The sequence below is a fragment of the Melaminivora jejuensis genome (assembly GCF_017811175.1).
GTDB classification, from domain to species: domain Bacteria; phylum Pseudomonadota; class Gammaproteobacteria; order Burkholderiales; family Burkholderiaceae_C; genus Melaminivora; species Melaminivora jejuensis.
Window position 1 is genome coordinate 19,429 of sequence record NZ_JACWIJ010000002.1, and the last position, 20,643, is coordinate 40,071.

General features: G+C 67.6%; 18 protein-coding genes. 9 read left to right on the plus strand and 9 right to left on the minus strand.

The window, feature by feature from the left end:
* The first annotated feature begins 1 nt into the window (after position 1).
* Complete coding sequence (locus IDM45_RS00315; RefSeq protein WP_209421154.1) at positions 2–1,549, plus strand: ATP-binding protein; 1,548 nt, start codon at positions 2–4, stop codon at positions 1,547–1,549.
* Between the two features lie 518 nt (positions 1,550–2,067).
* On the opposite strand, the gene nadE is transcribed toward IDM45_RS00315, so the two are convergent.
* From nadE to metK, 3 genes are all read right to left on the minus strand, one after another.
* Complete coding sequence (nadE, locus tag IDM45_RS00320) at positions 2,068–3,786, minus strand: NAD(+) synthase (protein WP_209421131.1); 1,719 nt, start codon at positions 3,784–3,786, stop codon at positions 2,068–2,070.
* A 149-nt stretch (positions 3,787–3,935) separates the two neighbouring features.
* A complete protein-coding gene (locus tag IDM45_RS00325) occupies positions 3,936–4,121 on the minus strand; it encodes a DUF1328 domain-containing protein (protein WP_209421132.1) in 186 nt (61 codons plus the stop codon).
* A gap of 163 nt (positions 4,122–4,284) precedes the next feature.
* Positions 4,285–5,466: a methionine adenosyltransferase gene (metK, locus tag IDM45_RS00330; RefSeq protein WP_209421133.1), complete on the minus strand. Its 1,182-nt coding sequence runs from the start codon at positions 5,464–5,466 to the stop codon at positions 4,285–4,287.
* Between the two features lie 144 nt (positions 5,467–5,610).
* Between metK and IDM45_RS00335 the strand changes: the two genes are divergently transcribed.
* Both IDM45_RS00335 and IDM45_RS00340 read left to right on the plus strand, forming a co-directional pair.
* Positions 5,611–6,468: a lysophospholipid acyltransferase family protein gene (locus IDM45_RS00335; RefSeq protein ID WP_209421134.1), complete on the plus strand. Its 858-nt coding sequence runs from the start codon at positions 5,611–5,613 to the stop codon at positions 6,466–6,468.
* Positions 6,465–7,334: a lysophospholipid acyltransferase family protein gene (locus IDM45_RS00340; RefSeq protein ID WP_209421135.1), complete on the plus strand. Its 870-nt coding sequence runs from the start codon at positions 6,465–6,467 to the stop codon at positions 7,332–7,334. The genes IDM45_RS00335 and IDM45_RS00340 overlap by 4 nt, the downstream gene beginning before the upstream one ends.
* Before the next feature lie 69 nt (positions 7,335–7,403).
* On the opposite strand, the gene IDM45_RS00345 is transcribed toward IDM45_RS00340, so the two are convergent.
* Together IDM45_RS00345 and yihA are read right to left on the minus strand one after the other, a co-directional pair.
* Entirely contained in the window at positions 7,404–8,303 is a 900-nt protein-coding gene (locus IDM45_RS00345) for an alpha/beta fold hydrolase (protein WP_209421155.1), read from the minus strand.
* Positions 8,304–8,361: 58 nt separating this feature from the next.
* On the minus strand, positions 8,362–9,108 hold the full coding sequence (gene yihA / locus IDM45_RS00350; RefSeq protein ID WP_209421136.1) for a ribosome biogenesis GTP-binding protein YihA/YsxC: 747 nt from the start codon (positions 9,106–9,108) through the stop codon (positions 8,362–8,364).
* A 119-nt stretch (positions 9,109–9,227) separates the two neighbouring features.
* Between yihA and IDM45_RS00355 the strand changes: the two genes are divergently transcribed.
* The 5 genes from IDM45_RS00355 (at position 9,228) to IDM45_RS00375 (ending at position 15,297) form a co-directional block, all read left to right on the plus strand.
* Positions 9,228–9,860: a c-type cytochrome gene (locus IDM45_RS00355; RefSeq protein WP_209421137.1), complete on the plus strand. Its 633-nt coding sequence runs from the start codon at positions 9,228–9,230 to the stop codon at positions 9,858–9,860.
* A gap of 182 nt (positions 9,861–10,042) precedes the next feature.
* Positions 10,043–12,199 (plus strand): cytochrome c biogenesis protein ResB, encoded by a 2,157-nt coding sequence (locus IDM45_RS00360; RefSeq protein WP_209421138.1) that lies wholly within the window; start codon positions 10,043–10,045, stop codon positions 12,197–12,199.
* Positions 12,196–13,548, plus strand: coding sequence for a c-type cytochrome biogenesis protein CcsB (ccsB, locus tag IDM45_RS00365; protein ID WP_209421139.1), 1,353 nt, complete (start codon positions 12,196–12,198; stop codon positions 13,546–13,548). Before IDM45_RS00360 ends, ccsB begins: the two co-directional genes overlap by 4 nt.
* 70 nt (positions 13,549–13,618) lie before the next feature.
* Positions 13,619–14,629 (plus strand): protein-methionine-sulfoxide reductase catalytic subunit MsrP, encoded by a 1,011-nt coding sequence (gene msrP / locus IDM45_RS00370; protein ID WP_209421140.1) that lies wholly within the window; start codon positions 13,619–13,621, stop codon positions 14,627–14,629.
* Positions 14,629–15,297: a protein-methionine-sulfoxide reductase heme-binding subunit MsrQ gene (locus IDM45_RS00375; RefSeq protein WP_209421156.1), complete on the plus strand. Its 669-nt coding sequence runs from the start codon at positions 14,629–14,631 to the stop codon at positions 15,295–15,297. Before msrP ends, IDM45_RS00375 begins: the two co-directional genes overlap by 1 nt.
* Here the strand turns inward: IDM45_RS00375 and IDM45_RS00380 are convergent.
* From IDM45_RS00380 to lptM, 3 genes are all read right to left on the minus strand, one after another.
* Complete coding sequence (locus tag IDM45_RS00380) at positions 15,233–16,069, minus strand: oxygen-binding di-iron domain-containing protein (protein WP_209421157.1); 837 nt, start codon at positions 16,067–16,069, stop codon at positions 15,233–15,235. The two genes, IDM45_RS00375 and IDM45_RS00380, sit on opposite strands and share 65 nt — an antisense overlap.
* Positions 16,070–16,140: 71 nt before the next feature.
* On the minus strand, positions 16,141–17,439 hold the full coding sequence (lysA, locus tag IDM45_RS00385; RefSeq protein WP_209421158.1) for a diaminopimelate decarboxylase: 1,299 nt from the start codon (positions 17,437–17,439) through the stop codon (positions 16,141–16,143).
* The gene (gene lptM / locus IDM45_RS00390) at positions 17,436–17,669 is read right to left on the minus strand and encodes an LPS translocon maturation chaperone LptM (protein WP_209421141.1); all 234 of its coding nucleotides are present in this window, start codon (positions 17,667–17,669) and stop codon (positions 17,436–17,438) included. Before lptM ends, lysA begins: the two co-directional genes overlap by 4 nt.
* Positions 17,670–17,684: 15 nt before the next feature.
* Between lptM and cyaY the strand changes: the two genes are divergently transcribed.
* Positions 17,685–18,023, plus strand: a complete 339-nt coding sequence (gene cyaY, locus IDM45_RS00395) for an iron donor protein CyaY (RefSeq protein ID WP_209421142.1) — start codon at positions 17,685–17,687, stop codon at positions 18,021–18,023.
* 93 nt (positions 18,024–18,116) lie between these two features.
* Here cyaY and IDM45_RS00400 read toward each other — a convergent pair whose 3' ends face one another.
* A complete protein-coding gene (locus IDM45_RS00400) occupies positions 18,117–20,546 on the minus strand; it encodes a penicillin-binding protein 1A (protein ID WP_209421159.1) in 2,430 nt (809 codons plus the stop codon).
* Between the last annotated feature and the right edge of the window lie 97 nt (positions 20,547–20,643).

The window sequence follows — 20,643 nt, forward strand, 5'->3', positions numbered from 1 at the left end:
GATGGCCCGCAAGCAACTCCCCATCGGCATCCAGACCCTGGCCAAGATCCGTGCCAAGGACTGCTACTACGTGGACAAGACGCCGATTGCGCTGCGGCTGATAGCGCAAGGCTCGTACTTTTTCCTGTCGCGCCCGCGGCGCTTTGGCAAGAGCCTGTTCCTGGACACGCTCAAGGAGCTGTTCGAGGGCAACCGGGCGCTGTTCGAGGGGCTGCACGCCGAGCAGCACTGGGATTGGTCAGTCAAGTACCCGGTGCTGCGCTTCAGCTTTGGCGGTGGCTTGCTGGGCAGCGTGGAGGACTTGCGCGCCAGCCTGGACGAGCAACTGGGCACCTTCGAGGCGCGCCACGGCCTGCCCGCCGAATACCCCGATGCGCGCAGCCGCTTCAAGCGCCTGATCCTGCGCCTGGCCGAGCAGACCGGCCAACGCGTGGTGGTGCTGATCGACGAATACGACAAGCCCATCCTCGACCGCATCGAAGACCAGGACGTGGCGCTGCAGCTGCGCGAGGTGCTCAAGGACTTTTATTGCGTCATCAAGGACAGCGATGCGCACATCCGCTTTGCCTTTCTCACGGGCGTATCCAAGTTCAGCAAGGTCAGCATTTTCTCGGGCCTGAACAACCTGGAAGACATCACCATCAGCCCCGAGTACAGCAGCATCTGCGGCTACACCGATCATGATGTGGACACCGTGTTCGCGCCCGAGCTGCCGGGTCTGGATCGAGGCGAGATCCGGCGCTGGTACAACGGCTACAGCTGGCGCGGCGAGTCGGTCTACAACCCCTTCGATGTGCTGCTGCTGTTTCGCAACCGCCAGTTCCAGCCCTACTGGTTCGAGACCGGCACGCCCACCTTTTTGGTCAAGCTGCTCACGCGGCGGCGCCAGTTCACGCCCGCGCTGGAAAACGTCTTCGAGTCGGCCACGCTGCTGTCGAGCTTCGAGGTGGACAACATCGCCACCGAAGCGCTGCTGTTCCAGGCCGGCTACCTCACCATCACCGGCGAGCGCTACCGCCCCGGGCGGCTGGCGCTGCAGCTGTCCTATCCCAACCTGGAAGTCAAGACCAGCCTGAACAACAGCCTGCTGGGCGCACTGTGCGGCGCCACCGAAGTGCCCGAGCGCTACATCAACCCGGTCTATGACCTGCTCGAAGCGGGCGACCTCGCGGGGCTGCAGCAACTGCTGCACAGCTTCTTTGCCAGCATCCCGCACGACTGGTACCGGGGCAACCCCATCGCCCAATACGAGGGCTACTGGGCCAGCGTCTTCTACAGCTACTTTGCTGCGCTGGGGCTGGACATGGTGCTGGAGGACGCCACCAACCAAGACCGCATCGACATGGCGCTGCGCTGGCTGGGGCAGACCTGGCTGTTCGAGTTCAAGGTCGTGGAGCTGGTGCCTGAAGGGCGGGCCATCGAGCAGCTGCAACAGAAAAACTACGCCGACAAATACCGCGCCAGCGGGCCGGTGCATCTGGTGGGCGTGGAGTTCAGCCGCGAGAGCCGCAACATCGTGGCATTCGATACGCTGACCGTGGGTAGCTGAGGCGCTTGCTTCCTCTGCCTCTTGAGGGTGCGTCTTCACCCCTCATCCTTTGAGGAGCACCTCTTCCCCCCTCCCCCCTGGGGGAGGGCTGGGGTGGGGGCCAGCGACGCTGGCCGCACGGCATGGCGCGCCAGAACCAGCCGGCCCCCATCCCGGCCTTCCCCAGCGGGGAAGGAGCCAGGACAGCGCACGCCTGCATCGGGCGCGGCGCACGGCATCACACCGCCTGCATCAGCCCCGCAAAACTCCTGTTTTGATAGCTGCCAGCGCTTGACCAGCAAGGGTTTGCAGCCGATTTGACCTGAAGAATCAGCAAAAAAACACTGCAAAACCCCGCCTCCAGACCCCAGGCCGCCCCAAAACCGTCCGAAGCAGCCTGTTTCCGCCCTGTTTTAACAATCAAATCAGCCTGAAAGCCCGTCTGGCAAGCGATAGGAGCTATGATTTTTGATGTTCCCCAACAACGGAAGCACATCCAGCATGGATCAGGCCGACCCAACCTCCGCAACTGACAGCACTCAAACGTGCCGCGCCGCCACCGGCATCTGCCAGTCGCGCACGCCCAGGCTGCGCGCTCGCACGCGGATGACCGGGGCCAGTTGCTGGCGCTTGAACTGGCTGCGCGCCAGCAGGCCTTGCACCCGCTGCACCAGGGCGCGGCCCTCCTCGCTGCGCTGCTGCTGTACTACGAAGTCGCGTGCGGCGGCGTATTGCTCGGCGGGCAGCAGCGGGCCTTCTATGAGGAATTTCAGCACCTCGTCGAGCACCGGGTACGGCGGCAGGCTGTCGTCGTCGCGCTGCCCCGGCGCCAGTTCTGCCGAGGGCGGCTTGTCGATCACGACCTGCGGCACCAGCTCGCGTCCGGCGTGGGCGTTCAGGTGGCGGGCCAGCGCGAAGACCTCGGTCTTGTACAGATCGCCCAGCAGGCTCAGGCCACCGTTGGTGTCGCCGTACAGCGTGCAGTAGCCGACGGCGACTTCGGACTTGTTGCCGGTGGTCAGCAGCAGATGGCCGAAGGCGTTGGAATACTCCATCAGTGCCGTGCCACGGATGCGCGCCTGCAGGTTTTCCAGCGTCAGGCCGGCCAGCGGCTGGCCGAAACTGGCCGCAAACTGCTGGCCATAGGCAGCTACCAGATCGGCAATCGGGTGGCTGATCAGTTCGATGCCCAGGTTGCGGCACAGCGCCACCGAGTCATCCACCGAGCCGGTCGTGGAAAAGCGCGAGGGCATGGTGATGCCGACGACCTTGTCCGGCCCCAGCGCCTCGGCGGCCAGGGCCAGGGTCAGGGCGCTGTCCAGCCCGCCCGAGCTGCCGACCACGACGCGCGCAAAGCCGCAGCGGCGCGCATAGTCCCGCAGGCCCAGGATGAGCTGGCGGCGATAGAACTCCATCACAGGCAGGCCCTCGCCAGGCACTGGCGCCAGCGCCTCGCCCTGCGCGCCGTGCAGGCCGCCAGCAGCGTTCAGTACCAGCGCAGGCTCGTCCTGCTCGAAGCGCCGGGCCTCGAAGACCACGCCGGCGCCGGGCAGGGCAGCCAGCGAGCCGCCGTCATAGACCAGCCCGTCGTGCCCGCCCACTTGGTTGACGCTGATGAGCGCCGCCGCGCACTGCTGCGCCACCCGTGCCAGGGCAGCATGGCGCTGGCTGCGCCGGCACAGGTGGCTGCTGCGTGCGTCGAGGTGCAGTACCAGATCGGGCGCGGCGGCGGCCACGCGGGCCAGGGGAGAGGCGGGATCGGCTGGCTCGGCAATGTCGCCAATGCCGGCCTCGGCGCCGATCAACAGGCCAATGCGGGTCTGGCCTATCTGCAGCAGCCGTGTGCCATCCGGCCCGGATGCAAGGTGGCGGCGCTCGTCGAAATCGCCGCTGGTCAGCACCTGCCGGCTGCAGGCCAGGCGCAGTTCGCCGCCGTGCAGCACCAGCAGGCTGTCGTGCAGCAGGGTGCCGGCCTGGCTGGCGTGGTCGATGCGGGTGGGCGTGCCCAGCACCCAGTGCAGCCCGGGCAGGGCGGCGCTTTCGCGGCGCAGCGCATCCAGCGCCGCCTCGACCCGATCCATGAAGCCGGCTTGGCCCAGCAGGTCGGCTGGGTAGTAGCCGGTCAGCGCCATCTGCGAAAAAACGATCAGCCCGCTGCCCTGGGCAGCGGCCCGCCGGGCAGCTTCGGCCATGCGGGCGGCGTTGCCTTCGAGGTCGCCCAGGGTCGGATTGAGCTGGGCCAGGGTGATGCGGAGCATGGGGCAATCCTTGGTGTTTGCTAGTTTTTCAGTAGCTGGAAGCGCTGATCAGCAAAGGGTTTGGGTGCTATTTTCCATGTTTTGCCAAACAAAAAAGGCAGGTGTTGCAGCACCTGCCTTTCGCTTATGGCTGCGCGCCAAGCTATCTGCTATCTGAGCGCCTTGCGTGCCGCCCCCACACCCAGCAGGGCCAGCACCACGAACAGCACCGCCAGCGCCACGAAGACGAAGAACAGCAGCTTGGCGATGCCTGCCGAGCCGGCGGCAATGCCGGTGAAGCCGAACGCTCCAGCGATCAGCGAGATGATGGCAAAAATGATGGCGTATTTCAGCATGGCGAGGCTCCTTGCAGCGTGGCGGTGAACTGGGCTTTTGGGGTGGAAAAAGCCTGCAGCCACGATAGCAAGAGGCCTCTGCGCAGCGGCGTCGGCGCACTCTCAGGCCAGGCGTAGGAGAAGAGCGCCGCTCCAGATGGCTATGCGCCACCTCCCCAGGCCGTTACAGACCCGCTGCCTGGCGCAGCGCCGCAGCGCGATCCGTGCGCTCCCAGGTGAACTCGGGCTCCTCGCGGCCGAAGTGGCCGTAGGCGGCAGTCTTGGCGTAGATCGGGCGCAGCAGATCGAGCATCTGGATGATGCCCTTGGGGCGCAGGTCGAAGTGCTCGTGTACCAGCGCGGCGATCTGCTCGTCGGGGATGACGCCCGTGCCTTCCGTATAGACCGTGATGTTCATGGGCCGCGCCACGCCGATGGCATAGGCCACCTGGATCTCGCACTGGCGCGCCAGGCCGGCAGCGACGATGTTCTTGGCCACGTAGCGCGCGGCATACGCTGCCGAGCGATCGACCTTGGTCGGATCCTTGCCCGAGAACGCGCCGCCGCCGTGCGGGCAGGCGCCGCCGTAGGTGTCCACGATGATCTTGCGCCCGGTGAGGCCGCAGTCGCCCTGCGGGCCGCCGATGACGAAGCGCCCCGTCGGGTTGATCAGGTATTTGGTGTCCTGCAGCCACTCCTGGGGCAGCACCGGCTTGATGATCTCCTCGACCACGGCTTCGATGAAGCTGGCCTTCATGGTCGTGGCGTTTTCGCTCTGATCCGGACTGTGCTGGGTGGACAGCACCACGGTGTCGATGGAGTGCGGCTTGCCATCGACGTAGCGCATGGTCACCTGGCTCTTGGCGTCGGGGCGCAGGAAGGGCAGGCGGCCGTCCTTGCGCAGTTGCGCCTGGCGCTCGACCAGGCGGTGCGCGTAGTAGATGGGCGCAGGCATCAGCTCGGGCGTCTCGTCGCAGGCATAGCCGAACATCAGACCCTGGTCGCCGGCGCCGGTGTTCAGGTGGTCGTCGCTGGCGTGATCGACGCCCTGGGCGATGTCGTTGCTTTGCTTGTCATAGGCCACCAGCACCGCGCAGCCCTTGTAATCGATGCCGTACTCGGTGTTGTCGTAGCCGATGCGCCGGATGGTGTCGCGCGCCACCTGGATGTAGTCCACGTGGGCGTTGGTGGTGATCTCGCCGGCCAGCACGACGAGGCCGGTGTTGGTCAGCGTCTCGGCGGCCACGCGCGAGCGCGGGTCTTGCGCAAGGATTGCGTCCAGGATGGCGTCCGAGATCTGGTCGGCCACCTTGTCGGGGTGGCCTTCGGAGACCGATTCGGACGTGAAGAGGAAGTCGTTCGCCATTTGAATAAACTCCGGTGTTTGGCAGCAGCTTTCTTGGGCGTTGCCCAAGGCCTTTGCGGGAGCCTCGTGGCGAACGCTTTAGCAGTTGTGTTTAACGTCGCCCTGCAAGTTGCTCATTTAACTCGGCGACAGCCCGCCATTTTAATGCCATCCGTCTTCCGCCTTCTCGCGAGGCTGCCCTTGCCCCTGCTGCACGCGCTGGGCGCCGTCCTGGGGTGGCTGGTCTTTGCCGCTTCGCCGACCTACCGGCGCCGCTTTGTGGCCAATGCCCGGCAGGCCGGCTATGGCCTGGCCCAAGTCCATGCCGCCGTAGCGCACGCCGGGCAGATGCTGGCCGAGACACCCCGGCTGTGGCTGCACCCGCGCCTGCCGCGCTGCGACATGCGCGGCAGCCAGGTCGTCGAGCAGGCCTATGGCGAGGGGCGCGGCATCGTCTTTCTGACGCCGCACATCGGCTGCTTCGAGTTGTCGGTGCAGCACGCGGCGCGCCAGTGGTCGGCGCAGCACGGCCCCATCACCGTCCTGTACCGCCCGGCGCGCCAGGCCTGGTTGGCGCAGCTCATGCAGACCGTGCGCAACCGCCCGGGCATCGCCGCCGTGCCCACCAGCCTGCAGGGTGTGCGCCAGATGATCAAAGCGCTGCGCCGCGGTGAGGCCGTAGGCCTGCTGCCCGACCAGGTGCCGCCCGAGGGCCAGGGCCTGTGGTCGCCCTTCTTTGGCCGGCCCGCCTACACCATGACGCTGGCCGCACGCCTGGTGCAGCAGACCGGCGCGGCGGTGGTGTTGGCGCGCTGCGAGCGCCTGGGCTGGGCGCGCGGCTATCGGCTGCACCTGCAGGGCCTGGGCGAGCCGCTGTCTGCCGATCTGCCCCAGGCGGTGCGTCAGATCAACGCCGCCATGGAGCAGCAGATCCGCGCCTGCCCGCAGCAGTATCTGTGGGGTTACGCGCGCTACAAGCAGCCGCGCGCCGAGGCGCCGCCGCTGGCGCAGGCGGGCGCATGATGGCGCGCCTGGGCATTGCCCTCCTGAACCTGCTCGGGCGCCTGCCGCTGCCCGTGCTGCGCGCGCTGGGCGCGGGCATTGGCCGGGCGCTGTTCGTGCTGGCCGCACCGCGCCGGCGGGTGGCGCTGCGCAACCTGCAGCTGTGCTTTCCCGAAGTGCCTGCACACCAGCGCCGGCTCTGGGCGCGCCAGTCCTTCGAGGTGTTTTGCCAGACCTTCCTGGATCGCGGCTGGCTGTGGTCAGGCTCCGAGGCGCTGGTCAGGAGCCGTGTGAAGCTGAGCGGTGCGCTGCACGAACTCGATGGCGATACGCCAACCATCGTCTTCGCGCCGCACTTCTACAGCATGGACGCCGGCGGCCTGGCGCTGCCGCTGCACACCACGCGCGAGTTCACCTCCATCTTTGCCACGCATCCCAATCCGGTGTTGGATCAGTGGTTCATGGCCGGGCGCCAGCGCTTTGGCAAGGTGCGGATGCTCAACCGCGCCGATGGCGTCAAGCCCATCATCAACTGCGTGCGCAAGGGCGGCCTGCTGTATCTGCTGCCCGACATGGACTACGGGCCGGACGACTCGGTCTTCGTGCCTTTTTTTGCCGTGCCGGACGCGGCGACCATCCCGTCGCTGTCGCGCTTTGCCCGGCTGGGCCGCGCCAAGGTGGTCGCCCTGTACAGCCGCATGACGCCGCAGGGCTACGAGGCGGTGCTGACCCCGGCCTGGGAGCACTTCCCGACCGACGACCCCATTGCCGACACGGCGCGCATGAACCGCGAGCTGGAGGCGGCGATCCGCACCATGCCGGCGCAGTATTACTGGGTACATCGGCGCTTCAAGACCCGGCCCCAGGGGCAGGCGCCGCTGTATTGAAATTCAGGTCAAATCGGCTTCAAACCCTTGTTGGGCAAGCGCTGGCAGCTATCAAAAAAGAGTGGGGTATCACTCCTGCAACAGGCCGGCCAGCGCCTGGCGCACCAGCTCGGGCTGCTCATGCACAAGCCAGTGGCTGGCGCCCGGCACGGGCTGTACCTGCAGGCGCGGCACCCAGGCGTCCAGGCCATCGAGCAGGGCCGGCAGCAGGGCCGGGTCTTCCAGGCCCCACAGCACCCGCGTCGGCACGCGCACCGTGAGCAGTTCGGGCGGCAGTTGCAGCGGCGGCGCATCCGTTGCCGGCGGGCGCAGCGGGCTGGCGCGGTAGTAGTTGCACGGGCCACTCAGGCCGGCGCTCCACAGGGCGTGGTAGCGCTGGCGCAGCGCCGGCGTCAGCCACTCGGGCCGGCTGCCGTCGGGGCGGGCCAGAAAGCCCTCCAGCCGGCGAAAGCCGTCCTCGGCCAGCAGCGCCTCGGCGTCCGGGCGGCACAGAAAGTGCATGTAGCGGCTGGCCTGCTGCTGCGCCGGGTTGGTCTGCAGCTCGCGCGCAAAGGCGCCCGGGTGGGGCGCGTTCACGATCATCAGGCGCTGCAGCAGCTCGGGCTGTAGGGCGGCCAGGTTCCAGGCCAGCGCGCCGCCCCAGTCGTGGGCGATCACGGCGGCGGCGCTGCCACCGGCGCCGGTCTCGGCCCGGATCAGCGCGGCGATGTCCTGCACCAGCAGCCGGGCGCGGTAGTCGGCCACCTCGGGCGGGGCGCTGGAGGGCGCATAGCCGCGCAGGAACGGCGCCACGCAGCGCCAGCCGCCGTGGGCCGCTTCGGCAAAGTGCGCCAGCAACTCGTCCCAGATGAAGGCACCCTCGGGAAAGCCGTGCAGGAACAGCAGCAAGGGCTGGCCGGCCTCGCCGGCGCTGCGGTAGTGCAGCTCGATGCCGTGCGGCAGGTGGTGGACGAGTTGCCGGATCTCCATGGCTGGCCTTTCGTTTTGCTACGTTTTAGATAGCTGATGGCGCTTGCTGGGCAAGGCTTCAGGGCTGATTTGTCTCTGAGTCCCGGCCCTCTGCCCCGGGTGCTGCCGCAGCTGTATCCGCCCCCACTGCGCCAGATTGGGGCGACGGCTCGGGATGCGCCCACTGCCACAGCAGTTGCGCCACCTCGTCCACGCCTTGGCGCTTGAGGGCCGAGAACATGCGCACCTCGCCGCCGCCGGCCTGCAGCCGGGCGATGGACAGCGCCTTGGCCTGCTCGGCGCGCGTGAGCTTGTCGGCCTTGGTCAGCAGCACCAGGAATTTCAGGCCGTCCTCGACGCGCGGGCGCACGGCGTCGAGCAGCGCCTCGTCCAGCTCGGTCAGGCCCAGGCGCGGGTCGCACAGCAGCACGATGGCCGTCAGGCTGCTGCGCTGCATCAGATAGTTCAGCATCACGCGCTGCCAGCGCAGCTTGTCCTCGCGCGAGACGGCGGCGTAGCCGTAGCCGGGCAGGTCGGCCAGCACGGCATCCATCTGGCCCTGGCGGCCCAGGGCGAACAGGTTGATGTGCTGCGTGCGCCCGGGCTTCTTGGAGGCAAAGGCCAACTGGCGCTGCTGTGTCAGCGTGTTGATGCAGGTGGACTTGCCGGCGTTGGAGCGGCCCACAAAGGCGATCTCGGGCACGTCGATGGCCGGCAACTGGTGCAATTGGGCAGCGGTGGTCAGAAAGCGCGCCGTGTGCATCCAGCCCAGGGCGGCTTTGGCATCGGGCAGGGGCGCGGCGGGCGCGGCGTGGGGATGGGTCATCAGGGGCGGGGCAGGTCTCGGGCCGGAAGGCGGGCCAGGGCGGCGGCGCAGGGCTGCGCCAGCGTGCATTGTAGAATCGTGGGGTTTTGCGCCCTTCTCCACAAGAATCAGTCCACGATATGAAGTTGCTCGCCTCCCTGCTGACGGCTGCCGCGCTTGCAGTCCCCGCCCTCTCGGCCGTTGCTGCGGACGCAGCGCCCAAGGCACCGGCCAAGCCCGATCTGGTCCAGGGTGAGACCAAGTACAGCACGGTGTGCGTAGCCTGCCACGCCGAAGACGGCAACTCCACCATTGCCGCCAATCCCAAGCTGGCCCAGCAGCACCCCGAATACCTGGTCAAGCAGCTGCAGGAGTTCAAGTCCGGCAAGCGCGCCGACGCCGTGATGCAGGGCTTTGCCTCCATGCTCAGCGACGACGAGATGCGCAACATCGCCTGGTGGCTGGCCTCCAAGCCGGCCAAGGAAGGCTTTGCCAAGGACAAGGACTCGGTCGCCCTGGGCGAGCGCATCTACCGCGGCGGCATCCAGGAGCGCGGCATCGCCGCCTGCGCCGGCTGCCACAGCCCCAACGGCGCCGGCATCCCGGCGCAGTACCCGCGCCTGTCGGGCCAGCACGCCGACTACACCATCAAGCAGCTCAATGATTTCCGCGACGCCAAGCGCGGCAACAGCGCGCAGATGATCGACGTGGCTGCCAAGATGAACGACCGCGAGATCCGCGCGGTATCCGACTACATCTCCGGCCTGCGCTGAACACTGCGGCGCCCGGCCAGCCGCTGGATTCTCGCCAGCCGAGTAGGGCTGCAGCCCCCGGCGGCGGGAACCTCCGGCCGATAATCCGACCCAAGACGGGCGGGCCCATCTGACACGGATGGCCCGCCCTTTTTGCACGTCGGCAGCCCTTTCCCTGCAGCCCGCCCTTTCTTCCTGTGTCCATGCCCGACTCTTCCATCGCAGCGCCCGCCCCGCCGCGTGCGCCGCGCGCGCAGGCCCTGCGCCCCCTGACCGAGCTGCTGGCCTCGATGCGCTTTGCCATCGCGCTCCTGACGGTGATCTGCATCGCCTCGGTCATCGGCACGGTGATGAAGCAGCACGAGCCGGTCAACAACTACGTCAACCAGTTCGGCCCGTTCTGGGCCGAGCTGTTCCTGGCGCTCAAGCTCAACGCCGTCTATAGCGCCTGGTGGTTCCTGCTGATCCTGGCCTTCCTGGTCATCAGCACCTCGCTGTGCATCGCCCGGCACACGCCCAAGTACCTGGCCGACATCCGCAACTACAAGGAAAACATCCGCGAGAAAAGCCTGCAGGCCTTCGGCATGAAGGCCAGCGGCGCGCTGGCCGGCGAGGCGCCGCAGGCCGCCGCCCAGCGCATCGGCGAGCTGCTGGTGCGCCGGGGCTGGAAGGTGCGCGTGCAGGAGCGCCCGGGCGCTGCCGGCGCCGGCTTCATGGTGGCCGCCAAGGCCGGCGCGGCCAACAAGATCGGCTACATCGCCGCGCACAGCGCCATCGTGCTGATCTGCCTGGGCGGCCTGCTCGACGGCGACCTGATCGTGCGCGCGCAGATGCTGCTGGGCGGCAAGACGCCCTACACCGGCGGCGGCCTGATCTCCGAAGTCGCGCCCGAGCACTGGCTGTCGCCCAATAACCCGACGTTTCGCGGCAACCTGGTGGTCAGCGAGGGCACGCAGTCCAGCACGGCGGTGCTGAGCCAGTCCGACGGCCTGCTGTTGCAGGAGCTGCCCTTCACGGTGGAGCTGAAGAAATTCATCGTCGAGCACTACTCCACCGGGATGCCCAAGCTGTTTGCCAGCGAGATCGTGGTACACGACAAGGAAACCGGCGCCGCCACGCCGGCGCGCATCGAGGTCAACCACCCGTTCAACTACCGGGGCGTGGAGATCTACCAGTCCAGCTTCGACGATGGCGGCTCGCAGGTGCGCCTGCGTGCGCGGCCTCTGGTGCCGGGCGCCGCGCCCTTCGACATCGAGGGCGTGATCGGCGGCTCGGCGCAGCTGGCCGCCGGCAAGCTGCCCGAGGCCATGACGCTGGAGTTCTCCGCCTTGCGCGTGCTCAACGTGGAAAACATGGGCGAGGAGGGCAACACTTCCGGCGCCGACGTGCGCCGCGTCGATCTGCGCGGCTCCATCGAGTCGCGCCTGGGCGCGGGCAACAAGACGGTGACCCGCCGCGAGTTGCGCAACGTCGGCCCCAGCATCAGCTACAAGCTGCGCGACGCCGCCGGCCAGGCGCGCGAGTTCAACAACTACATGCTGCCCATCGACATGGGCGACGGCCAGTTGCCGGTGTATCTGCTGGGCGTGCGCGAGACGCCGGCCGAGCCCTTCCGCTACCTGCGCGTGCCCATCGACAGCGAGGGCGGCATGGAAGGCTTTTTGCGCCTGCGCCTGGCGCTGGCCGATCCGCTGCTGCGCGAAGCCGCCGTGCGCCGCTACGCCGCCATGGCCGTCGATGCCAGCCGGCCCGACCTGGCCGAGCAACTGGCGATCTCGGCCACGCGCGCGCTGGCGCTGTTTGCCGGCACCGAGGTCGATGCCCGGGGCCGGGGCAACGGCGGTCTGCAGGCGGTGTCGCAATTCATCGAAAGCAATGTGCCCGAGGCCGAGCGCGAGCGTGCCGGCGAGGTGCTGGTGCGCATCCTCAACGGCGCGCTGTTCGAGCTGGCCCAGCTCACGCGCACCCAGGCCGGCCTGGCGCCCCTGCCGCTGGACGAGGGCACACGCAGCTTCATGGCGCAGGCCGTGCTGTCCCTGAGCGACGCCCAGGCCTATCCAGCGCCGGTGGTGCTGGAGCTGGCGGACTTCAACCAGGTGCAGGCCAGCGTCTTCCAGGTGGCCAGAGCACCCGGCAAGAACGTGGTCTATCTGGGCTGCGCCCTGCTGATCCTGGGCGTGTTCGCCATGCTGTACGTGCGCGACCGGCGCCTGTGGGTCTGGCTGGCACCGCAAGGCGGCGGCGCGCAGGCCACCATGGCCATGTCCAGCAACCGCAAGGCGCTGGACAACGGCCGCGAATTTGCCCAACTGACCACGCACATCCTTGGCACACCCGTTGACGGAGGCTCCCCGCGATGAACACCGCCACCACCACGACCACCACCCCGGCCACTGCCTACACCCTGGGCGGGGGCTATTTCGCGCGGCGCAACTGGCTGGACTGGCTGTTCGCCCTGGCCGTGGCCGTCGGCGGCCTGTTCGCCCTGCAGCGCTACGGCGTACACATGGATGTCTATGAGAAAGGCATCTTGCTGGCCTCCATCCCGTCGCTGGTCTGGCTGGGCTGGTTCTGGCGGCCACTGCTGTGGCTGATGCTGGCCGTGGCCGGGCTGTCGCTGGCGGCCATCGGGCTGTACCAGGGCGATGCCGGCGGCGATCTGGCGCGCGCCGACAGCGTTTTCCTGCTGAAATATTTCCTGTCCAGCCAATCGGCCATCTTGTGGATGAGCGTGCTGTTCTTCATGAGCACGGTTTTTTACTGGATCGGCATGTTCGCCGGCGGCGAGCGTCAGACCATGATGCGCATCGGCTCGCGCGTGGCCTGGGTGGCCATCGGCCTGGCGCTGATCGGCACCATGGTGCGCTGGTACGAGAGCTACCAGATCGCGCCCGACATCGGCCACATCCCGGTCAGCAACCTGTACGAAGTCTTCATCATGTTCTGCTGGATGACGGCGATCTTTTACCTGTACTACGAGGAGCAGTACGCCACGCGCGCGCTGGGCGCCTTCGTAATGCTGGTGGTGAGCGCCGCCGTGGGCTTTCTGCTGTGGTACACGGTGGTGCGCGAGGCGCACGAGATCCAGCCGCTGGTGCCGGCCCTCAAGAGCTGGTGGATGAAGCTGCACGTGCCGGCCAACTTCATTGGCTATGGCACCTTTGCGCTGGCCGCCATGGTGGCCTTTGCCTACCTGATCAAGCAGCAGGCCGCCGAGACGCGTTGGTACAAGCTCGCGCCGCTGTGGCTGCTGGGCATCGTGTTGTGCTTCGAGCCGCTGGCTTTTCGCCAGGAGGTGGACGGGCGCAGCAGCTACTGGATGGTGTACTTCGGCATCTCGGCGCTGATCGTGGGCGCCATCCTCTTTGGCCGCCGGCGCATCGCCGCACAGCTGCCGGCGCTGGAAGTGCTGGACGACGTGATGTACAAGTCCATCGCCGTGGGCTTTGCCTTCTTCACCATCGCCACCGTGCTGGGCGCGCTGTGGGCCGCCGAGGCCTGGGGCGGCTACTGGAGCTGGGATCCCAAGGAGACCTGGGCGCTGATCGTCTGGCTGAACTACGCCGCCTGGCTGCACATGCGCCTGATGAAGGGCCTGCGCGGCACCATGTCGGCCTGGTGGGCGCTGGGCGGGCTGGCGGTGACGACCTTTGCCTTCCTGGGCGTGAACATGTTCCTGTCGGGCCTGCACAGCTACGGCACACTCTGAATTTGATAGCTGTTAGCGCTTGCCTGGCAAGGCTTTGAGGCCGATTTCATTCAAAAAAGGAGTCTGCGCCATGAGTTTTCGCATCCGCACTGGCGCCGACGGCTTCGTCCATCCCCGCAGCAGCGACATCACGCCGCGCGCCCTGCAGGCCGACCGGCGTGCGCTGCTGCGGCACCTGGCCAGTGGCGCTGCCGGCGCCGCGCTGGCCGCCTGGGCCGGGCGCAGCGCCCTGGCCGAGCAGGCGCTGTATCCGGCCCCTGGGCGGCAGTCGGCGCTGCCGGCGCACCGCAGCGCCGTGGCTGGCGCGGCGACCATGGAAAAAGTCACCAGCTACCGCGACGCCACGACCTACAACAATTTCTACGAGTTCGGCACCGGCAAGGGTGACCCGGCGCAGAACGCTGCCACGCTCAAGACCCGGCCCTGGACGGTGGCCGTCGAAGGCCTGGTCAACAAGCCGCGCAGCTTCGACATCGACGAGCTGCTCAAGCTCGCGCCGCAGCAAGAGCGCATCTACCGCCTGCGCTGCGTCGAGGGCTGGTCGATGGTCATCCCCTGGGTCGGCTATTCGCTGGCCGAGCTGATCCGCCGCGTCGAGCCGCAGGGCAGCGCCAGATATGTCGAATTCGTCACCCTGGCCGACAAGGCCGTGATGCCCGGCGTCAACTCGCGCATCCTGGACTGGCCCTACACCGAGGGCCTGCGCCTGGACGAAGCCCTGCACCCGCTGACCCTGCTGGCCTTTGGCATGTATGGCGAAGTGCTGCCGCAGCAAAACGGCGCGCCGGTGCGCCTGGTCGTGCCCTGGAAGTACGGCTTCAAGAGTGCCAAGAGCATCGTGAAGATCCGCTTCACCGAGCACGAGCCGGCCACCGCCTGGAACAAGGCGGCGAAGAATGAATACGGCTTTTATTCCAACGTCAACCCGGACGTGCCGCACCCGCGCTGGAGCCAGGCCAGCGAGCGGCGCATCGGCGAGGACGGCCTGTTCGCCAAAAAGCGCAGGACGCTGCCGTTCAACGGCTACGAGGCGCAGGTCGGCCAGCTCTATGCCGGCATGGATCTGAAGAAGTTCTACTGATGGCCACGGCGCGCCAGGCTGCCGCCCGCTCCTGGCTGCTGCGCCCGTGGGTCAAGCCGCTGGCGTTCGCGCTATGCCTGCTGCCGCTGGCTTGGCTGCTGTTTGCCGCTGCCACTGATCGCCTGGGCGCCAACCCGGCCGAGGCGCTGATCCGCGCCCTGGGCGACTGGACGCTGCGCCTGCTGTGCCTGACGCTGGCCATCACGCCGCTGCGCCTGGCGCTGGGCCAGCCGGCGCTGGCGCGCTTTCGGCGCATGTTGGGGCTGTTCACCTTCTTCTATGCCGCGCTGCACCTGCTGGCCTATGCCGGCTTCGACATGGGGCTGGACATGGACGAGATGGCCCGCGACATCGGCCAGCGCCCCTTCATCGTGGTCGGCCTCAAGGCCTTTGCCTTGCTGCTGGTGCTGGCTGCGACATCGACCGCCGCCGCCATGCGCTGGCTGGGCGGGCGGCGCTGGCAGCTGCTGCACCGCAGCGTCTATCTGGCAGCGGTGCTGGCGCTGCTGCACTTGTGGCTGATGCGCGCTGGCAAGAACGATTTTGCCGAAGTGCTGGCCTATGGCGCCATCGTGGCCGCCCTGCTGCTGGCGCGCTGGCCCCTCAGGCGCCGACCGCCTTCAGGGCCGGGCGCAGCTGGCGCGTCTGCGGGTCGATCATGCCCGTAGGCACCTGGTAGGCGCGCTCGTCGAACAGATCGACGCCGCAGGCCAGGCCATCGAGCCAGTCGTAGAAGTCGCTGATGGCCTTGGCGCCCAGGATGGGTGCGCCGTGCTGCGGCACGATCATGGCCACGTCGAGCTTGCGCACCATGCGCGTCCACAGCCGCAGGATCTTGTTGGACACCATGTAGCGCTTGTGAAAGCCTTCCATGCGCGCGATGTGCGGCCCCAGCTCGGTCACCGGCACGCGCGCCTCGGCGCCGTTGGTCATGGACACGCCCAGGTCGCCCGTGAACAGGATGCGGCTGACCGGGTCGTAGAAGTGGAAGTTGCCCTCCGAGTGCATGAAGTGCGCCGGCAGCAGCACCAGCTCATGGCGCCCCAGCGGCAGGCGCCCGCCGCCGTCGGGTACGGCGATCATGCGGTTGTCCGTCTTGCCGACCTTGGTGAAGTGCGGCACGAAGCGCTCCCAGATGCGCGAGATGACCAGTTGCGCCGAGGTGCTGGTCAGCCAGCGATCCAGCGAAGCGATGATGTCCGGGTCGGCGTGCGAGGCGATCAGGTACGAGAGCTTGTGCGGCGAGAAGTGCCGCGACATGCCCATGAACAGCTCGTTGAAGGCCAGTATCCCGCCCGGGTCGATGATGGCGCCAGTGCCGTCATCGACGATCAGGAACTGGTTGGCCTGCACGGCCACGCCATCCTCGTCAATCAGATCGGAGAACATCAGGCAGGCGTGGTTGCTGTCTCGGTACAGTTCCAGGGGGGGCGTGGACATGGGCGTCTTCCGGGAGCCAAAAGGGCAATAGTAGCTTTGCGGGGATGGTTATTGCTTGAGAGGCGTCAAGTCTATAGGCCCCCCGCCTGGGCCGGCAGTTGCTCGTTGCGCAGCAGATCGCTGATGCTCTCGCGCCGGCGCACCACCTGCGCGGTGCCGGCAGACACCAGCACTTCCGCCGGGCGCGGACGGCTGTTGTAGGTGCTGCCCATGGCGCTGCAATAGGCCCCGGCGGACAGCACCGCCAGCAGGTCGCCCGGCTGCACGGCGAGCTGGCGCTCGCGCCCCAGCCAGTCGCCGCTCTCGCACACCGGGCCGACCACGTCGTAGGTGACGCCCTGGCGGCCCTCGGCAGCACAGTCCAGCGGCACGATGGCGTGGTACGCCTGGTACATGGCCGGGCGCGGCAGGTCGTTCATGGCGGCATCGACGATGCAGAAATTCTTGTCCTCGCCAGGCTTGAGGTACAGCACCTCGGTCAGGCACACGCCGGCATTGCCCACCAGCGAGCGGCCCGGCTCGATCATCAGCAGCCGATCGCCGTGGCCGCGCGCATCCAGGCGCTGCAGCAGGCGTTGCCACAGCGCATCGGCCGCCGGCGGGGTGTCGCCGTTGTAGTCGATGCCCAGGCCGCCGCCGAAGTCGATGTGCTGGATGGCGATGCCGGCGGCCTCGATGGCGTCCACCAGGTCGAGCATCCGCTCCAGCGCGTCCATGAAGGGCGCCTCCTCGGTAATCTGCGAGCCGATATGGCAGTCGATGCCGACCACGCGCAGGCCGGGCAGCGCCGCAGCGCGCTGGTAGGTGGCCAGCGTGCGCTCGTGGGCGATGCCGAACTTGTTGCCCTTGAGGCCGGTGGAGATGTAGGGGTGTGTCTTGGCGTCCACGTTGGGATTGACGCGGATGCTGACCGGTGCGCGCAGGCCCATGCTGCTTGCGACTTCGCTGAGCACTTCCAGCTCGGCCTCGCTCTCGACGTTGAAGCACTGGATGCCGGCCTCCAGCGCCTGGCGCATCTCGGCGCGCGTCTTGCCCACGCCCGAGAAGATGACGCGGGCCGGGTTGCCGCCGGCAGCCAGCACGCGCGCCAGCTCGCCGCCGGAGACGATGTCGAAGCCGCAGCCCTGGGCGGCGAACAACTGCAGCACGGCCAGCGAGGAGTTGGCCTTCATGGCGTAGCAGATCTGCACGCGCCGCCCGGCAAAGCCGCGTTGGTAGGCGGCGAGTGCTGCCAGCATGTGGGCGCTGGAGTAGACGTACAGCGGCGTGCCGTGCTCGCGCGCCAAGTCGGCCAGGCGGCAGTCCTCCAGGTACAGGGACTGGTTGCGGTAGTGCAGTTGCGGTTGGCCGGGCAGGGGGGAGGGGATCATGGTCGGGAGCGGGAAGGAGAAACCAGGGACGGATCGGAGGCCGGATCGACAGGGGCAGCAGGCGTGGCCGGCTGGGCGATGGAGGCGGCTGCCGGCGGGGCGGCGGCACCCTGCTCGGGCAGATACAGCGGGCCGCGCTGGCCGCAGCCCGCAAGGGCGGCCAGGACTGCCAGGGCAGCGAGGGCGGCAGGGAACGAGGTGCTGACTAGAATGCGGCGGCCTGTAAACATCTGCAAATTGTATTGATGACCGACCTGGAATATATGGATCGCGCCGAGGCCCTGCTGCTGGCGCTGGAGCAGGGCTGCGACCGCATCAACGAGGAGACCGATTGCGACCTGGACAGCCAGCGTTCGGGCGGCATGGTCACCATCGCCTTCGAGGGCGGCAGCCAGATCATCGTGAACTTGCAAAAGCCGCTGCAGGAGGTCTGGCTGGCGGCGCGCTCGGGCGGCTACCACTACCGCTTCGATGCGGCCAGCGGGTGCTGGCTCGACACCAAGGCCGGCAGCGAGTTCTTTGCCGATCTGGCGCGCTGCGCCAGCGAGCAGGCCGGGCAGGCGCTGCGTTTCGTACCTGTCTGACAGCCGGTGTCAACTACTTTTTTGATAGCTGACAGCGCTTGTTGGACAAGGGTTTGAGGGCAAAAAGACCTCAAACCCAGTCACGTCGCAGGATCAGTTGCGAAACAAATCCAGGATGCGGCTGCGCTCCTCCGGTGCGGGCGGGGCGACCGGGGCCGGCGCGCCGGCATCCGGCTCGGAGCTTGCGGACTCCAGGCCGACGCTGGCCACGCCGCCGCTACGCGCGTACTCGTTGTAGTACCACTCGCCGCCGATGTTGGTCACGCCCTCGGGCACGGGCGGCTCGGTCACCGGCACGCCCTTGAGTGCCTTGTCCATGAAGTTGATCCACACCGGCAGGGATAGGCCGCCGCCGGTCTCGCGGCTGCCCAGGTTGCGCGGCGTGTCGTAGCCGATCCAGGTCACGGCCGCGATGCTCGGCTGAAAGCCGGCGAACCAGGCATCGACCGAGTCGTTGGTAGTGCCCGTCTTGCCGTACAGGTCAGGCCGCTTGAGCGTGGCCTGGGCGCGCGCTGCCGTGCCCGAGCGGGTGATCTCCTGCAGCAGACTGTCCATGATGAAGGCGTTGCGCGCGTCGATGGCGCGCGGGTTGTGCTCCAGCGGCGGCGGCTGGAAGTTGGACAGCACCCGGCCCTTGTGATCCGACACGCGCGTGATCAGGTAGGGATTGACGCGCCAGCCGCCATTGGCAAACACCGAGTAGGCGGTGGCCATCTGCATGGGCGTGACCGAGCCGGCGCCCAGCGCCATGGTCAGATAGGCCGGATGCTTGTCGGCGTCGAAGCCAAAGCGCGTGACCCATTGCTGCGCCGTCTTCGGCCCGACAGCCTGCAGCACGCGGATCGACACCAGGTTCTTGGAGCGCGCCAGGCCGGAGCGCATGGTCATGGGGCCGTCGTACTTGCCGTCGTAGTTCTTGGGCTCCCAGGGCTGGCCGCCGGTCACGCCGGAGCCGAAGAACAGCGGTGCGTCGTTGATCACGGTGGCCGGGGTGAAGCCCTTTTCCAGCGCCGCCGAGTAGATGAAGGGCTTGAAGGCCGAGCCCGGCTGGCGCCAGGCCTGGGTGACGTGGTTGAACTTGTTCTTGTCGAAGTCGAAGCCGCCCACCAGCGCGCGGATGGCGCCGGAGCGCGGGTCGATGGCGACGAAGGCCCCCTCGACCTCGGGCAGCTGGGTGATCTCCCAGGTCTTCTTGGGCGTCTGCACCACGCGAATCACGGCGCCGCGGCGCAGCCGGATGTTGGGCGGCGCCTTGTCGGACAGGCCGGACTGGGCCGGCTTCAAGCCTTCGCCGGTGATCTCCAGCTTCTCGCCGTCGGCGCGCGCGGCGACGATCTTTTTCGGCCCGGCCTCCAGCACCACGGCGGCGCGCACGTCGCCGTTGTCGGGGTGCGCGGCCAGGGCGTCGTCGATGGCGTCCTCCAGCTCGGCGGCGCTGCGGGGCAGCTCCACGAAGCGCTCCGGGCCACGGTAGTGCTGGCGCCGCTCGTAGTCCATGATGCCCTGGCGCAGGGCGCGGTAGGCCGCTTCCTGCTCGCCGGCATTGAGCGTTGTATAGACGTTCAGGCCGCGTGTGTAGGCCTCGTTGCCGTACTGGGCAAAGATCAGCTGGCGCGCCATCTCGGCCACGTATTCGGCATGGATGCGCGTGCTGTCGCCCGGCGAGCGCAGCCGGATGGGTTCGCGCTTGGCCTCGGCGGCCTCGGCGGCGCTGATGAAGCCGTTGTCGTACATGCGCTCGATGATGTAGAGCTGGCGGCTGCGCGCGCGCTTGGGATTGCTGATGGGGTTGTAGGCCGACGGGGCCTTGGGCAGGCCGGCCAGCATGGCGGCTTCGGCAATGGTGATGGATTTGAGTGGCTTGCCGAAATAGGTCTCTGCCGCTGCGGCAAAGCCATAGGCGCGGTTGCCCAGATAGATCTGGTTCATGTAGATCTCGAGGATCTGATTCTTGCTCAATAGATGCTCAAGCTTGAAGGTCAACAGGATTTCGTAAATCTTGCGTGTAAATGTTTTCTCTGATGAGAGATAGACGTTGCGCGCCACCTGCATGGTGATGGTCGATGCGCCCTGGCTCTTGACGCGGCCCAGGTTGGCCAGCGCGGCGCGCAGCACGCCCTTGTAGTCCACCCCGCCGTGCTCGAAAAAGCGCGCGTCCTCGATGGCCAGCACGGCGTCCGTCATGACCTTGGGGATGTCCTCGATGGGTGTCAGGTTGCGCCGCTCCTCACCGAACTCGCCCAGCAGCGCGCCCTCGACCGAATAGACCCGCATGGGCAGCTTGGGCTTGTAGTCGGCCAGCTCCGAAATGTCGGGCAGGTTGGGGTAGGCCACGGCCAGGCCCAGCGCCACGGCCAGGACGACGCCCAGCACGCCGGCGACGGCCAGGCCCAGCAACCAGGCCAGGGCCAGCAGCGGCAGGCGCAGCCACGGGGGCAGGCGGCGGGCGGGCTGGCGATCCGGTTTTTTTCCCGGCTTTTTTTCCGGTTGCGCAACCGGCTCTTGATCGGTGGAGGAAGTCATCTGGCTCGTTCTGCGGGGAACCGGCCATTATAAAAATCGTGCCTGTGACCAGTTGTGCCCCGGGCCGGCGCAGCGTTTTCGGGTCGGTTTCGGCGCG